The 14,764-nt window shown below is 65.1% G+C and carries 12 protein-coding genes and 1 pseudogene; 3 read left to right on the forward strand and 10 right to left on the reverse strand.

The window, feature by feature from the left end:
* Positions 1 to 17: 17 nt before the first annotated feature.
* Positions 18 to 572, forward strand: a complete 555-nt coding sequence (locus P0M04_RS12995; protein ID WP_259449683.1) for a YcxB family protein — start codon at positions 18 to 20, stop codon at positions 570 to 572.
* Positions 573 to 587: 15 nt separating this feature from the next.
* On the opposite strand, the gene P0M04_RS13000 is transcribed toward P0M04_RS12995, so the two are convergent.
* The 7 genes and pseudogenes from P0M04_RS13000 to P0M04_RS13030 all read right to left on the reverse strand — a co-directional run bounded on the left by P0M04_RS13000 (position 588) and on the right by P0M04_RS13030 (position 8,490).
* Complete coding sequence (locus P0M04_RS13000) at positions 588 to 1,511, reverse strand: M48 family metallopeptidase (RefSeq protein ID WP_259449684.1); 924 nt, start codon at positions 1,509 to 1,511, stop codon at positions 588 to 590.
* Between the two features lie 44 nt (positions 1,512 to 1,555).
* A complete protein-coding gene (locus P0M04_RS13005; RefSeq protein ID WP_259449685.1) occupies positions 1,556 to 2,296 on the reverse strand; it encodes a lysophospholipid acyltransferase family protein in 741 nt (246 codons plus the stop codon).
* A gap of 38 nt (positions 2,297 to 2,334) precedes the next feature.
* Positions 2,335 to 2,891: pseudogene (gmhB, locus tag P0M04_RS13010) on the reverse strand (D-glycero-beta-D-manno-heptose 1,7-bisphosphate 7-phosphatase).
* Between the two features lie 6 nt (positions 2,892 to 2,897).
* Positions 2,898 to 4,994 carry a glycine--tRNA ligase subunit beta gene (gene glyS / locus P0M04_RS13015; RefSeq protein WP_259449687.1) on the reverse strand — a complete coding sequence of 699 codons (2,097 nt, stop codon included), beginning with the start codon at positions 4,992 to 4,994 and terminating at the stop codon, positions 2,898 to 2,900.
* 25 nt (positions 4,995 to 5,019) lie between these two features.
* Positions 5,020 to 5,919 (reverse strand): glycine--tRNA ligase subunit alpha, encoded by a 900-nt coding sequence (gene glyQ / locus P0M04_RS13020; protein WP_259450081.1) that lies wholly within the window; start codon positions 5,917 to 5,919, stop codon positions 5,020 to 5,022.
* Between the two features lie 101 nt (positions 5,920 to 6,020).
* On the reverse strand, positions 6,021 to 7,595 hold the full coding sequence (lnt, locus tag P0M04_RS13025) for an apolipoprotein N-acyltransferase (protein WP_371877331.1): 1,575 nt from the start codon (positions 7,593 to 7,595) through the stop codon (positions 6,021 to 6,023).
* A 16-nt stretch (positions 7,596 to 7,611) separates the two neighbouring features.
* Positions 7,612 to 8,490 (reverse strand): CorC family transporter, encoded by an 879-nt coding sequence (locus P0M04_RS13030; RefSeq protein WP_259450082.1) that lies wholly within the window; start codon positions 8,488 to 8,490, stop codon positions 7,612 to 7,614.
* 153 nt (positions 8,491 to 8,643) lie between these two features.
* On the opposite strand from P0M04_RS13030, the gene P0M04_RS13035 reads away from it, so the two are divergent.
* Together P0M04_RS13035 and P0M04_RS13040 are read left to right on the forward strand one after the other, a co-directional pair.
* The gene (locus tag P0M04_RS13035; RefSeq protein ID WP_036235621.1) at positions 8,644 to 9,099 is read left to right on the forward strand and encodes a (2Fe-2S)-binding protein; all 456 of its coding nucleotides are present in this window, start codon (positions 8,644 to 8,646) and stop codon (positions 9,097 to 9,099) included.
* Between the two features lie 14 nt (positions 9,100 to 9,113).
* A complete protein-coding gene (locus tag P0M04_RS13040) occupies positions 9,114 to 11,345 on the forward strand; it encodes a xanthine dehydrogenase family protein molybdopterin-binding subunit (RefSeq protein ID WP_259449689.1) in 2,232 nt (743 codons plus the stop codon).
* A gap of 92 nt (positions 11,346 to 11,437) precedes the next feature.
* Here P0M04_RS13040 and ybeY read toward each other — a convergent pair whose 3' ends face one another.
* Genes ybeY through miaB form a run of 3 tightly spaced genes read right to left on the reverse strand, consistent with a single transcriptional unit; the run spans position 11,438 to position 14,356 of the window.
* Entirely contained in the window at positions 11,438 to 11,911 is a 474-nt protein-coding gene (gene ybeY / locus P0M04_RS13045) for an rRNA maturation RNase YbeY (RefSeq protein WP_036235624.1), read from the reverse strand.
* Complete coding sequence (locus P0M04_RS13050) at positions 11,892 to 12,998, reverse strand: PhoH family protein (RefSeq protein WP_259449690.1); 1,107 nt, start codon at positions 12,996 to 12,998, stop codon at positions 11,892 to 11,894. Before P0M04_RS13050 ends, ybeY begins: the two co-directional genes overlap by 20 nt.
* A complete protein-coding gene (gene miaB, locus P0M04_RS13055; protein ID WP_259449691.1) occupies positions 12,995 to 14,356 on the reverse strand; it encodes a tRNA (N6-isopentenyl adenosine(37)-C2)-methylthiotransferase MiaB in 1,362 nt (453 codons plus the stop codon). The genes P0M04_RS13050 and miaB overlap by 4 nt, the downstream gene beginning before the upstream one ends.
* Positions 14,357 to 14,764: the final 408 nt, after the last annotated feature.

The raw sequence follows: 14,764 nt of genomic DNA on the forward strand, positions 1-14,764 counted from the left end.
AACGAAAGGGGATGCACATGTTGTGGTCAAATCGCTCGCGAGCGGCCGGCCACTCGGATGGCGGGGCCGCGTTGCTGGACCAGCCTGACGCCGCGGATCTCGGTGCCGACGCCATGCCGGCAGCCACGATCCCGGTCGTGCATCCGCCGGCGGAACGTTACAGCCTTCATTTCTGGGTGCGCTACTCGTTCGCCGAGTACGTGAACTTCATGTGGGAGCATGGCGGTTACCTGATCCGCCGCCGCCATGTCCGCTGGCCGATGGGCGTCTACCTGCGCCTGAAAAGCACGCTGTCGGCGGCCACGCACTTCGTGCTGCTGCAGCGCGGGAAGCGCACGTACGAATTCCAGATCGACCAGCACGGCATCGTGCGCACCAGCGACACGGGCGTAAGCCTGATCGACTGGAACGACGTGCAGCGCATCCGCACGTATTCGAAGGGCTTCATGATGATCCTGAAGCGCGGCACCCTGCCCATTCCGTTCCGGTGCCTGAACAAGGACGAGGTCAGCGCGATGCGCGGGATCGTCGAGGCGCGTGCGGCGGGCGAATTGCAGTTCCGCGCCTCATAACTGTCTGTTCCCCGATCACTCGTCGGGGAACAGCACCGGCATCTCCACCGACCGCTTCTTGAGCGCCGCCTTGGCGCCATCGTAATCCGGAAACACCTCGCCCACGACGGCCCAGAAGGCCGGGCTGTGGTTCATTTCGCGCAGGTGCGCCAGTTCGTGCACGACCACGTAGTCCAGCAGCGCGAGCGGATAGTGCACCAGCTTCCAGTTCAACCGAATGTTCCCGGCCACCGTGCACGAACCCCAGCGCGTACCGGCCGACGAGATCGCGAACGAGTTGTACGTGACGCCCACGTGCGGCGCGTACAGGTCCAGGCGTTCGCCGAAGATCCGCTTCGCCTCGTCCTGGAACCACAGCTTCACGCGCTCGCGGACCTGCCACGTCTCGAGGCCCGGCGTCACGCCGAGATGCAAGGTGCGCGTGTCCGCATCGAAGATGCAGTGGCTGCGCGCGGCAGGCTCCAGCCGCAGCGTGATGTCGGCGCCGAGGTAGGGCAGTTGCGCGCCGTCGACCCATTCCACGGGCGGACGTTCGGCGCGCTGCGCGCGGCGTTCACCCCGTTCGAACAGCTTGGTGAGGATCCAGCGCTGCTTGGCGCGGATCGCGCGCTCGATGTCGTCCAGCGGCGCGCGGTTCGGCGACGTCACGAACAGGCCGTCGTCGCACACCATGAAGCCGTGCGAGCGGCGCGCGGAGCGGCGCAGCACGTAGTGCACGGTGTGCGATCCGAGCTGGATCTTGCGCAGCGGCGGGTCGTTCGGGCCGACGGGCGGAATGGGAAGCGTACGGGTCGGCACCGGCGGTGCCTTGAACAGCGGGGCCGGCGGCACGGGTCTGGCCGCCGGTGCCGGTGCCGGTGCGGGCGAGGGCTTGAGCGCCGCGACGAGTTCCTGGGCAAACAGCTCCAGCTGGTTCGCGTCGATCTTGGGGGAGGTCATGGTGGGCGGCTTCGATGGTGCTTGGTTCTGCGCGCCCAATTCGTTCAAGTACCTGAATAGGCGTGGGGCGAAATGACGCGCATTTCCGATTCTATCCAATTTTCGACCTCTTGCATCAGACTGTCGGCAGTGTGGTTTTCCGGCGATATCGGCTTGCCGATCGAGACGGTGATGAGGCCCGGCCGCTTGATGAACGAGTTCTTGGGCCAGCACTCACCTGAATTATGCGCGATCGGCACGACCATCGCACGTGTTTCTATCGCCAGGCGCGTACCGCCGCTTTTGTACTGTCCTTTCTGGCCGACGGGGATGCGCGTCCCTTCGGGGAACATGATGATCGACTGGCCGTCCGCGAGGCGCGATTTGCCGATCTTGACCACGTGGGCGAAGGCGCGCTTGCCCTTGCTGCGGTCGATCGGGATCATGCGCAGCAGCGCCATGCCCCAGCCGAAGAAGGGGATGTAGAGGATCTCCTTCTTGAAGACGTAGACGAGCGGACGCTTCATGTTCGGCAGCATGAAGATGGTCTCCCATGCCGACTGGTGCTTCGACAGCAGGATCGCGGGTTGGTCCGGCAGGTTCTCGTAGCCCTTCACCTGGTAGCGGATGCCGCAGATGACGCGGGCGCACCAGATGATGAAGACGTTCCAGCGCGACGTGACCCAGAAGCGCGTCTTGTACGGGAACGGCGCCGCGAGGAAGCAGACGCAGGCCCAGACGACGGTGGCGACCGTCATGACGATCGCGAACAACAGGGAACGCAGGAACAGGGCGGCGGTACGCAACGGCGTGGTCTCCAGATCTGGGGGGGCGGTATTAGCGATCATGCGCTGGCAGTTTGTGTGGTGGCCTTGAGGAAGGCATCGACCATGGACGCGAGGTCGGGGAAGACCTGCGTGCCGGGTGGCAGGCCGCCCGTCTCCCGGGTCTTCTCGCCCTTGCCGGTCAGGACCAGGTAGGGCACGCAGCCGCTGATGAAGCCGGCCTGCAGGTCGCGCAGCGAATCGCCGACAGTCGGCACGCCCTTCAGGCTGACCTTGAAGCGCTTGCTGATCTCCTCGAACATCCCGTTCTTCGGCTTGCGGCAGTCGCAGTTGTCGATGGCCGCGTGCGGGCAGAAGAAGATCGCGTCGATGTCCGCGCCCACCAGTTGGGCGCTCGCGTGCATCTTCTGGTGGATCGCGTTCAGGGTCGCGATGTCGAACAGTTCGCGTGCGATGCCCGACTGGTTCGACGCGATGACGACGCGGTAGCCGGCCTGGTTCAGGCGCGCGATCGCCTCCAGCGACCCCGGGATCGGGATCCACTCGGCGGGCGACTTGATGAATTCGGGGAGTCATGGTTGATGACCCCGTCCCGGTCGAGGATGATCAGCTTCATTTGCACTTACGCTGCCAGCTTGGAGATGTCGGCCACGCGGTTCATCATGCGGTGCAGGATGGACAGCAGGGCGAGGCGGTTGTTGCGCAGTGCGACGTCGTCGGCCATCACCATCACGTCGTTGAAGAACGCGTCGACGTCGTCGCGCAGCTGGGCCAGCGTCTTCAGCGTGCCCGTGAAGTCGCCGCGCTCGAAGGCGGCATCGACGTCCGGCTGCACGCGCTGCACGCTCGCGTACAGCGCCTTCTCGGCGGCGTCCTGCAACAGGGCGGCATCAACGTTACCAGCTTGTGCGAGGGCCTCCTCATTCTTCTTGAGGATGTTCGAGATGCGCTTGTTGGCGGCAGCCAGCGACGCGCTTTCCGGCAGTGCGGCGAAGGCCTGCACGGCTTCCAGGCGCTGCACGACGTCGTCCACGCGGTCCGGGTTCTGCGCCAGCACGGCTTCGACTTCGTTCGGTGCGAAGCCGCGGTCGCGCAGCAGGCCGCGCAGGCGGTCCAGCATGAAGGCCGTGACTTCCGCGGTCGGATCTTTAAACGTCGGCATGTAGTCGAACACGCCGGCGGCATCCGTCAAGAGGTCGGACAGCGCGAGCGGCAGGCGCTTCTCGACCAGCATGCGCATTACGCCCAGGGCGTGGCGGCGCAGCGCGAACGGGTCCTTCTCGCCGGTCGGCTGCAGGCCGATCGACCAGATGCCCACCAGGGTTTCCAGTTTGTCGGCCAGTGCGACGGCCAGGCCCGTGTTCGTCGTGGGCAGCGCGTCGCCCGAGAAGCGCGGCTGGTAGTGCTCGGAGGCGGCCAGCGCCACTTCCTCGTGCTCGCCGTCGTTGCGGGCGTAATACGTGCCCATGATGCCCTGCAGTTCCGGGAACTCGCCGACCATGTCGGTCAGCAGGTCGGCCTTCGCGAGCTGCGCGCCGCGTTCGGCCAGCAGCACGTCGTAGCCGAGGCGGCGGGCGATGGCGCCGGCGAGGCGCGTGACGCGCTGCGTGCGCTCGGCCTGCGTGCCCAGCTTGTTGTGGTAGACGACGTTCGCCAGCAGCGGCAGGCGCGATTCCAGCGACTTCTTCTTGTCCTGCTCGAAGAAGAACTTCGCATCCGACAGGCGCGGGCGCACGACGCGCTCGTTGCCTCCGACGATGGCGGACGGGTCGTCGGTCGCGAGGTTCGAGACGATCAGGAAGCGCGAGCGCAGCTTGCCGTTCGAGTCCGTCAGCGCGAAGTACTTCTGGTTCGTCTGCATCGTCAGGATCAGGCATTCCTGCGGCACGGACAGGAACACGTCTTCGAACTGGCATGCGTAGACGACGGGCCATTCGACCAGCGCCGCCACTTCATCCAGCAGCGATTCCGGCATCAGCACCTGGTCGCCGCCGGCCTTGGCCAGCAGCTGGGTGCGGATCGATTCCTTGCGTTCTTCCGCATTCGCGACGACCTTGCCCTGTTCCTTCAGGATGTCGTTGTACGTGTCGGCGCGCGCGATGTCGATGGACTGGCCGTTCGACAGGAAGCGGTGGCCCAGCGTGGCGCGGCCGGCTTCCAATCCGAGCAGGGACAGCGGCACGACGGCGTCGCCGTGCAGCGCCAGCAGCGAGTGCACGGGGCGCACGAACTGCACGGTGGCGCCGTCCGGACGCTGGTAGCTCATCACCTTCGGGATCGGCAGCTTGGCGACCGTCTCTTCCAGCACGGGCTGCAGGCCCTCGGCCAGCTTGATGCCCGGCGCGGTGTAGGTGTAGAAGAAGCTTTCGGCCTTGCCGTCCTGGGCGCGTTCGAGGTCGCTGATGTTGAGGTCGGGGAAGCCGAGGGCGGCCAGTTTCTTGGCCAGCGGCGCGGTCGGGTTGCCGTCCTTGTCGAGGGCGACGGTCACCGGCAGGATCTTCTCGCGGATGGTCTTGTCGGCCGACGTGGCGCGCACGTTGGTGATGGAGACCGCGAGGCGGCGCGGCGTGGCGTAGGTGGTGACGACGCTGTCGGCGTCCAGGAAATCACGGGCCTTCAGGCCGTTCGCGATGCCGTTGGCGAAAGCGGCGCCCAGTTTCACGAGCGCCTTCGGTGGCAGCTCTTCGGTCTGCAGTTCGACGAGTAATGTCTGATTCATGGTGTCGTTCTATTCTTTTCTGGACTCAAGCTTTCGGGAGCATGGGGAAGCCCAGCTTCTCGCGCGAATCGTAATAGGCCTGGGCGACGAGGCGCGACAGAGTGCGCACGCGGCCGATGTAGGCGGCGCGCTCGGTGACGGAGATCGCGCCGCGCGCATCCAGCAGGTTGAAGCTGTGCGACGCCTTCATGATCTGCTCGTACGCGGGCAAGGTGAGCGCCAGTTCGATCAGGCGCTTGGCTTCGCTCTCGTGGTTATTGAAGGCCTGGAACAGCAGGTCGGTGTTCGAGTGTTCGAAGTTGTAGGTCGACTGCTCGACTTCGTTCTGGTGGAACACGTCGCCGTACGACAGCGATTTCTTTTCGCCGTTCTCTTCCCACTCGGTCCACACGAGGTCATACACGTTCTCGACGCCCTGCAGGTACATCGCGAGGCGCTCGATGCCGTACGTGATCTCGCCCAGCACCGGCTTGCAATCGAGGCCGCCGACCTGCTGGAAATACGTGAACTGGGTGACTTCCATGCCGTTCAGCCAGACTTCCCAGCCGAGGCCCCAGGCGCCCAGCGTCGGGCTTTCCCAGTCGTCCTCGACGAAGCGCACGTCGTTCTTTTTCAGGTCCAGGCCCAGCGCTTCCAGGGAGCCCAGGTACAGGTCCAGGATGTTTTCCGGCGCGGGTTTCAGGACGACCTGGTACTGGTAATAGTGCTGCAGGCGGTTCGGGTTTTCGCCGTAGCGGCCATCCTTCGGGCGGCGCGACGGTTGCACGTAGGCGGCGCGCCACGGTTCCGGTCCGATCGCGCGCAGGAAGGTGCCAGTGTGGAAGGTGCCCGCGCCGACTTCCATGTCGTACGGCTGGAGCAGGGCGCAACCCTGCTTGTCCCAGTAGGTTTGCAGAGTCAGAATAATTTGTTGGAATGTGAGCATCTTGTTGGCTTCGCGCGCACGGGGCGCGAACACGGTGAGTTTGCTAAAACACCAATTCTAGCGGGTTTTACGGAATGGCTTGAAGTGAATCGCTCGCTATTTTAGCCGTTCGCCTGCCGCCGCCTCCCGGCGACCCAAGCGCAAGCCAGCAGCAAAGCGCCCAGCGCGAGGAACAGCAGGTTGCCGAAGCGGATGTACGGCGTGCTGCCGGCCATGCCCTGCACGGTCGTCGCCAGCGTGCCCTGGCTGTAGAACGGCAGCAGGGCGGCGACGTTGCCGCGGCCGTCGATGACGGCGGTGGCGCCGTTGTTCGTCGCGCGCAGCATCGGGCGGCCCGTCTCGAGACTCCGCATGCGCGAGATCTGCAGGTGCTGCGGGATCGCGACGGACTCGCCGTACCACGCGAGGTTCGACACGTTCAGCAGCACGGTGGCCGGCTGCGCCTGCGAGCGCAGGTTCTTCGCGATCTCTTCGCCGAACACGTCTTCGTAACAGACGTTCGGCAGAATCAGCTGGTCCTTGACGGCGAACGGCGCCTGCACGTCCGGGCCGCGCGTGAAATCGCCCAGCGGGATCTGCATCAGGTCCGTGAACCAGCGGAAGCCCGTCGGGATGAATTCGCCGAACGGCACCAGGTGGTTCTTGTCGTAGCGGTAGGATTGTCCCTGCGGGCCGATGCCGGCCACGCTGTTCGCGTACACCGTCATGCTGTCGGCCAGCGGGATCCCGAACAGGAACGCGCTGCCGGTCTGCGCCGCGTAATTCCGGAACGTCTGCAGGTACTCGGGCGGGAGCTGGTTCGGGAACACGGGGATCGCCGTCTCCGGCGCCGCGATCAGGTCGGCCGGTGCGGCCGTCATCATGTCGCGGTAGCGCGTGAGGATCATGCCCAGGTGCTCGGCGCTGAATTTCTCGTCCTGGCGGATGTTCCCCTGCACGAGGCGCACGCTGAGCGGCTTGCCGGCAGGTGCGGTCCAGGCGATGTGTTTCAGGCCCCAGCCAGCCAGCAGCAGCGCGGCGAACAGGCCGATGGCCGGCAGCCTGCGGCGCTGGGTCAGCATCACGATGCACGCCGAGCAGACAGCGACCAGCACGCCGATGCCGTACACGCCGAGGATCGGGGCGAAGCCGGCGAGGGGTGCCGTCACGTGCGCATAGCCGGACGCCGCCCAGGGGAAACCGGTAAAGACCCAGCCGCGCATCCATTCCGACACGCCCCAGCAGGCGGGGAACACGAGCAGCAGGAAGGCGGGGACGGGCAGCGACCAGCGCTTGCGTAGCCAGGACGACACACCCGCGGCGAACGCGCCGAACAGGCCCATGTAAAGACCCAGCAGCGCGATGGCGATGGCGGACAGCACGGCCGGCAGGCCGCCAAAGCGATTCAGCGCAATATATAACCAGTGCATGCCGGCCACGGACCAGCCGAACCCGAACGCCCAGCCGAGGAACACGGCGCGGCGGGTCGAACTGCCCATGCCGACCTGGTAGAACAGGTAAGCGAGAGACAGGAACTGGACGGGCCACCAGCCGAACGGTTCGAACGAGAACAGGCTCAGGGCGCCGGCCAGCGCCGCGACGGCGAGACCTGTGACGCTCGGCCGCGTGCCGCGCAGGGCGGGATCGGGCGCCACGGCGGGCTTGCGGCCGCGCCGCAGGTTCAGGCTGGATTCGATCAATGCAGGACCCGCGTCAATCGTGTTCGTCGTCGACGGCCGGGAGTTTTTCCACCAGCAGCACGTGGATCTGGCGCGCATCGGCGCGCAGCACTTCGAAGCGCAGGTTCTCGAGGTCGAACACCTCGCCCTTGTGCGGCATGCGGCCCAGGTGGCTGGCGACGAGGCCGCCGATGGTGTCGACGTCGTCCTCGGGCAGGTCGACGCCGATCTCTTCGTTGAACTGCTCGATCTCGGTCAGCGCCTTCACGCGCCAGCGCGAGCCGTGCTGGCCTTCCTTGATGGAGAGGATGTTGTCTTCTTCCTCGTCGAAGTCGTACTCGTCCTCGATGTCGCCGACGATCTGTTCCAGCACGTCCTCGATGGTGATCAGGCCGGCCACGCCGCTGTACTCGTCGACGACGATGGCCATGTGATTGTGGTTCGCGCGGAAGTCGCGCAGCAGCACGTTCAGGCGCTTCGATTCCGGGATGAAGATCGCCGGGCGCAGCATGTCGCGCACGTCGAACGATTCTTCCGCGTAGTAGCGCAGCAGGTCCTTGGCGAGCAGGATGCCGACCACCTTGTCGCGCTCGCCCTCGATGGCGGGGAAGCGCGAGTGAGCCGTTTCCAGCACGATGGGCAGCCATTCCTCGATCGGCTTGGTGATGTCGATCACGTCCATCTGGGAGCGCGGGATCATGATGTCGCGCACCGACAGGTCGGATACCTGGAACACGCCCTCGATCATGGAGAGTGCGTCGGCGTCGATGAGGTTGCGTTCGTGGGCGTCGTGCAGAACTTCCAGCAGTTCGGCGCGGTTTTCGGGCTCGGGGGAAATCAGTGCGGTCAACCGTTCGAACAGCGACCGGTGGGTTTTAACGTCCGAACGGACGTCAGCAGGGTGCTCGGGCATAGTTGGCGTGAAGCCGTTGTTGCGATGGGCCATAGGATACACCAAAAGCCGGAATGCCTGATTTTTATGCAGGCATCCGGGTTCAAGCAGGCGTGCGCCATTGCTGCTAGTCTTCGTCCTATAGTTGCTCATTCGCTAAGGAAAGGAATCCCCATGCCCGCCTTGAACGTCAACGGCACCACCACCAACCTCGACGTCCCCGACGACATGCCCCTGTTGTGGGCCCTGCGCGACGTAATGGGCCTCACCGGCACCAAGTTCGGCTGCGGCGTGGCCCTGTGCGGCGCCTGCACTGTCCACCTGGACGGCCAGGCCATCCGCTCGTGCGTGACCCCCGTGTCGGCTGCGGCCGGCAAGAAGATCACGACCATCGAGGCGATCGGCAACGACCCGGTCGGGGCCAAGGTGCAGGACGCGTGGCGCAAGATCGATGTCGTCCAGTGCGGGTATTGCCAGTCGGGCCAGATCATGTCCGCCACGGCGCTGCTGCACGCGACGCCGAAGCCGGGCGATGCCGACATCGATAACGCCATGGCCGGCAACATCTGCCGCTGCGGCACCTATAACCGCATCCGTAAAGCGATCAAGATCGCATCGGGCCAGGCATGAAAGGGGACGCGCGCATGGATCAGATCTCGGGCAAACGCCGCCAACTGCTGAAAGCGGGCGCCATCGGCGGTGGCAGCCTGCTGTTCGGCTTCTCGCTGTTCGGCTGTACGAAGCAGGGGCAGACGCCCGCCAACGATCGCAAGGAACCGCCATCCGAGAAGGCCGTCGGCCAGGCGTCGACCGCGATGACGAACGAGCAACCGGGCCTTGCGCACGATGCGTTCATCCGGATCGACCGCGAGGGCATCGTCACGCTCATCATCCACAAGGTCGAGATGGGGCAGGGCACGTTTACCTCGCTGCCGCAGCTGCTGGCCGAGGAACTGGGTGCCGATCTGTCGAAAGTGAAGCTGGAGCAGGCGCCCGCGAACAATTCGCTGTACGCCGACGCGCTGCTGGGCGGCCAGGTGACGGGCGGCTCGACGTCGATCCGCGCCACGTATAAACCGCTGCGCGAGGCAGGCGCCAAGGTCCGCACGGTGCTCGTGCAGGCCGCCGCGAAGAACTGGAACGTCGAGCCGGGCGACCTGAAAGTCGTGGGCGGGACGATCCGCCACGAGGCGTCGAACCGGCAGGTGCACTTCGGCGAAGTGGCGGAGGCGGCCTCGAAGCTGAGTTTCCCGGCCGAGGTCAAGCTGAAGGACCCGGCCCAGTTCACGCTGGTCGGCAAGCCCTTGAAGCGCCTCGACTCGCCCGCGAAAGTGAACGGTTCCGCACAGTTCGGCATCGACGCGCGCCTGCCCAACATGGGGATCGCGGCCGTGGCGGCATCGCCCGTCCTGGGCGGCAAGGTGGCCGCCGTCGACGAGCAGAAGGCGCTGGCCGTGAAGGGCGTGCGCCAGGTGCTGCGCATCGAGGGGGCGGTGGCCGTCGTGGCCGACCACTTCTGGGCCGCGAAACAGGGCCTGGCCGCTGCGGCGCCCCGCTTCGACGACGGCGCCAACGCCAACGTCAGCACGGCCGGCATCGTCGCGGACATGATGAAGGTATCGCAGAACACGGGCGCCATCGCCACGGACAAGGGCGATGCGCTCAAGGCGCTGGATGCCGGCCCGGGCCGCCGCATCGACGTCGTCTACGAAGTCCCGTTCCTCGCGCATGCGACGATGGAACCGATGAACTGCACGGTCGACCTGAAACAGGACGGTTGCGACATCTGGGTCGGCACGCAGGTGCCGGCGCTGGCGCAGGGCGCGGCCGCCAAGCTCACGGGCCTGCCGATCGAGAAGGTCCGCGTGCATAACCACTACATCGGCGGCGGCTTCGGGCGCCGGCTCGAAGTCGACAACGTGATCCAGGCCGTGGAATTCGCCAGGCTGGCCAAGGGCCCGCTGAAGATCATCTGGACCCGCGAGGAAGACATCCAGCACGACATGTACCGTCCTTATTACGTCGACCGCATGTCGGCGCGCATCGACGACAAGGGCATGCCCGTGGCGTGGTTCCACCGCGTGACCGGATCGTCGATCATGTCGCGCTTCGCCCCGCCGATGGTCAAGAACGGCGTCGATCCGGATGCGGTGGAAGCGGCGGCCGACATCCAGTACTCGATTCCGGCCATCCGCGTCGAATACGTGAGGCACGAACCGCCGGGCCTGCCGACCGCGTTCTGGCGCGGCGTCGGTCCCACGCACAACGTGTTCGTCGTCGAGAGCTTCATCGACGAGCTGGCGTACGCGAGCAAGACGGACCCCGTCGCGTTCCGCCGCGCGCTGCTGCAGAAATCGCCGCGCACCCTGGCCGTGCTGAACCTGGCGGCCGAGAAGGCCGGCTGGGGCAAGCCGCTCAAGCCCATCGCCGGTCGCAAGCTGGGGCGGGGTATCTCGACGCAGTTCGCGTTCGGCAGCTACATGGCGCAGGTGGCGGAAGTGTCGGTCGGGCCGGACGGCGACGTGCGCGTGCACCGCGTCGTGTGCGCGGTGGATTGCGGCCAGAACGTCAACCCGGACACCATCGTCGCGCAGATGGAAGGCGGCATCGTGTTCGGCGCCAGCGCGGCGCTGTGGGACGAGGTGACGGTCGAGAAGGGGCGGGTGCAGCAGTCGAACTTCTCCGACTACCGCGTGATGCGCATGCCGGAGTCGCCGGCGGTGGAGGTCTATATCGTGAACAGCCACGACGATCCGGGCGGGATCGGCGAGCCGGGGACCGCGGGGATCGCGCCGGCGCTGGCGAATGCGGTGTTTGCGGCGACCGGGAAGCGGATTCGGAAGTTGCCGATTGCGGAACAGCTGAAAAAAGCCTGACTCGTCGTTCCCGCGAAAGCGGGAACCCATACGTCGCGTCTACATTGGCTCAGTATGGATTCCCGCGTCCGCGGGAATGACGGTGTGTTTAATTATTCGTTCTCTGCGTAAGGATCCGGATACCCCAGCGCTTCCATGATGTCGCGCTCGAGTTGTTCCATCTCCTCGGCTTCCTCGTCCGTCTCGTGGTCGAAGCCCTGCGCGTGCAGCACCCCGTGCACGACGAGGTGCGCCGCGTGTTCCTCGACCGTCTTCTTCTGCTCGTCGGCTTCGCGCTGCAGCACGTCCGTGCACAGGACGATGTCGGCCTGCGTCGGTTCGTCGTCGGCGATTTCCGCGCCTTCGTTGTAGGCGAAGGTCAACACGTTGGTGGCGTAGTCCTTGCCGCGGTATTCGCGGTTCAGGGTCTGGCCTTCCTCGGCGTCGACGAAGCGGATCGCCAGCTCGGCCGGGCCGAGGAGGGCGCCGCGTACCCAGCGCTCCACCAGCTCGGGGGTGAGGTCCGCCTCGAGGCGGGTGTCGGGGTACTGGACGTCCAGTTCCAGGTTATGCTTTTTTTCTTGCATGGCGGGTAGCGGCTGGTTTGGTCAAAGTGCCGGGGAGTGCGCCGAGTTCCTGCATCGACGCGGCCTTCTCGTAGGCGTCGACGATGCGGGCCACCATCGGGTGGCGCACGACGTCGGCGCTGGAGAACTGGGTGAACGCGATGCCGCGCACGTCCTTCAACACGTGCATGGCGTCGACGAGGCCGCTCCGCTGCGTCTTGTGCAGGTCGACCTGGGTGACGTCGCCCGTGACGACGGCCTTGCTGCCGAAGCCGATGCGGGTCAGGAACATCTTCATCTGTTCGGCCGTCGTGTTCTGGGCCTCATCGAGGATCACGAACGCGTGATTCAGGGTGCGGCCGCGCATGAACGCGAGCGGGGCGATCTCGATCACCTGCTTCTCGAACAGCTTCTGCGTGCGGTCGAAGCCGAGCAGGTCGTACAGCGCGTCGTACAGCGGGCGCAGATACGGGTCGACCTTTTGCGCGAAGTCGCCGGGGAGGAAGCCCAGGCGCTCGCCCGCTTCCACGGCCGGGCGGGTCAGGATAATGCGCTTGACGGCGTCGCGTTCGAGGGCGTCGACGGCGCAGGCAACGGCGAGATAGGTCTTGCCGGTGCCGGCCGGGCCGATGCCGAAGCTGATGTCGTGTTCGAGCACGGCCTTCAGGTACTGGATCTGGTGCGGCGTGCGGCCGCGCAGGTCGTGGCGGCGCGTCTTGAGCATCGGGCTGACCAGCTCATCGTCGTCGTCCGCGGCGCCATCGCCCTTGTCGGCTTCCTCGGTGACCGAGGCGCCCGGTTCCTTGGGCGGCGCTTCGGCGTCCGCGGTCTTGGGTTTCAGCCCGGCGCGCTGTTCGACGAGCGCCAACTGCACTTCCTCGATCGGCACGACCTTGTCGGCCACCGCGTAGAAGCGTTCGAGCAGCTCGACGGCGCGTTCGGCATTGGTCCCGCTGACGATGAATTTCTCGCCGCGCCGGAAGATGGTCACGTCGAGGGCGGCCGAGATCTGGCGCAGGTTTTCGTCGAGCGGACCGCAGAGGTGGGCGAGCCGCGTGTTATCGAGCGGCTCGGGAATGAAGTACGAAGGCTGGGTAGGCGTTTTCAACTGGCTTTGGCAATCGTATCAATGCTGGCGACCAGGTCGCCGCGCAGGGTGTAATCCAGGCTTTCGGTGATGCGCACGTCGACCAGCTGGCCGATGAGCGCAGCGCTGTCGTCGCCCGGGAAGAAGTTGACGACACGGTTGTTCTCGGTACGCCCCTGGAGCTCGCCCCCGCCTTTCTTGGAGGGGCCTTCCACCAGGATGCGCTGCACGGTGCCGACCATGCTTGCGCTGGTCTTGCGGGTGTTGGCGTCGATCTGCGCCTGCAGGCGTTGCAGGCGCGCGAGCTTGACCTCGTGCGGGGTGTCGTCCGCCAGGTTGGCGGCCGGGGTGCCGGGGCGCTTGCTGAAGATGAAGCTGAAGCTGTTGTCGAAGCCGACGTCCTCGACGAGCTTCATCATCGCTTCGAAATCGGCGTCCGTCTCGCCCGGGAAACCGACGATGAAGTCGGACGAGATCGAGATGTTCGGACGCACCGCCTTGATGCGGCGGATGATCGATTTGTATTCCAGGCCCGTGTAGCCGCGCTTCATCGCCTGCAGGATGCGGTCGGAGCCGTGCTGCACGGGCAGGTACAGGTGGTTGACCAGCTGCGGGATCTTCGCGTACGCGTCGATCAGGCGCTGAGTGAATTCCTTCGGGTGGCTCGTGACGAAGCGCAGGCGCTCGATGCCAGGGATCTCGGCCACGTATTCGAGCAGCAGGGCAAAGTCGGCGATTTCGCCCGATTCCATGACGCCGCGGAAGGCGTTCACGTTCTGCCCCAGCAGCATGATTTCCTTGACGCCCTGCGCGGCCAGACCGGCGACTTCCGTCAGCACGTCCTCGAAGCGGCGCGAGACTTCCTCGCCGCGGGTGTACGGCACCACGCAGTAGCTGCAGTATTTGCTGCAGCCTTCCATGATCGACACGTAGGCGACCGGACCCTCGACCTTGGCCGGGGGCAGGTGGTCGAACTTTTCGATCTCCGGGAAGCTGATGTCGACCTGGGCCGCGCCCGTGTGGCGGCGCAGCTGGATCATCTGCGGCAGGCGGTGCAGCGTCTGCGGGCCGAACACCATGTCCACGTGCGGCGCACGCTTGACGATGGCTTCGCCTTCCTGCGATGCCACGCAGCCGCCCACGCCGATGATCAGCTCGGGCTTGGCGCGCTTGAGTTCCTTCAGGCGGCCGAGGTCGGAAAACACCTTTTCCTGCGCTTTTTCGCGCACGGAGCAGGTGTTGAACAGGATCACGTCGGCGTCATCCGGCGTATCGGTGCGTACGAGCCCATCGGACGCGCCGAGCACGTCCGCCATCTTGTCCGAGTCGTACTCGTTCATTTGGCAACCGAAGGTCTTGATGAATACTTTTTTCTGCATGGAATGCTTCTAAGTGCTGATGCTTTGACAAGTGGATGCAGTTTACCGTAAATCGGAAACCGGCCGACAAAGCGGGTGCGTGTGGCCGTGCGCGTCGACATTCGGTGCTGCGCGGAATTCAGGATTTTCCGAGGGAAATATTTCTACAGTCGGTTACATTGTTAAATCTTGAATTTTTCTTTCTAGCTGTTATCTTTAAAGTTGCCGATTCGACTCGATTTAGTTTCTGCTTGCAAATCAAGGAGATCCTGTAGCTCGGCAATTGCAAAATTAGTCCAAAAAAACACTTGCGTGCGCCACAATTTGTCACCATGTGCTGAAATGACTATGTGACAAGCTTTCCACCGGTTAGCTTGATTTCGGCCAATGAATTTCGTGCTCAGGTCGAGTGTGAGCCCGACATATGAG

It is taken from the genome of Telluria mixta, assembly GCF_029223865.1.
Lineage (GTDB): Bacteria > Pseudomonadota > Gammaproteobacteria > Burkholderiales > Burkholderiaceae_D > Telluria > Telluria mixta.

Coding starts and splice junctions, on each gene's coding strand:
- P0M04_RS12995 (WP_259449683.1), top strand. CDS start 18: ATGTTGTGGTCAAATCGCTCGCGAGCGGCCGGCCACTCGGATGGCGGG.
- P0M04_RS13000 (WP_259449684.1), bottom strand. CDS start 1,511: ATGACCTCCCCCAAGATCGACGCGAACCAGCTGGAGCTGTTTGCCCAG.
- glyS (WP_259449687.1), bottom strand. CDS start 4,994: ATGAATCAGACATTACTCGTCGAACTGCAGACCGAAGAGCTGCCACCG.
- glyQ (WP_259450081.1), bottom strand. CDS start 5,919: ATGCTCACATTCCAACAAATTATTCTGACTCTGCAAACCTACTGGGAC.
- P0M04_RS13030 (WP_259450082.1), bottom strand. CDS start 8,490: ATGCCCGAGCACCCTGCTGACGTCCGTTCGGACGTTAAAACCCACCGG.
- P0M04_RS13035 (WP_036235621.1), top strand. CDS start 8,644: ATGCCCGCCTTGAACGTCAACGGCACCACCACCAACCTCGACGTCCCC.
- P0M04_RS13040 (WP_259449689.1), top strand. CDS start 9,114: ATGGATCAGATCTCGGGCAAACGCCGCCAACTGCTGAAAGCGGGCGCC.
- ybeY (WP_036235624.1), bottom strand. CDS start 11,911: ATGCAAGAAAAAAAGCATAACCTGGAACTGGACGTCCAGTACCCCGAC.
- miaB (WP_259449691.1), bottom strand. CDS start 14,356: ATGCAGAAAAAAGTATTCATCAAGACCTTCGGTTGCCAAATGAACGAG.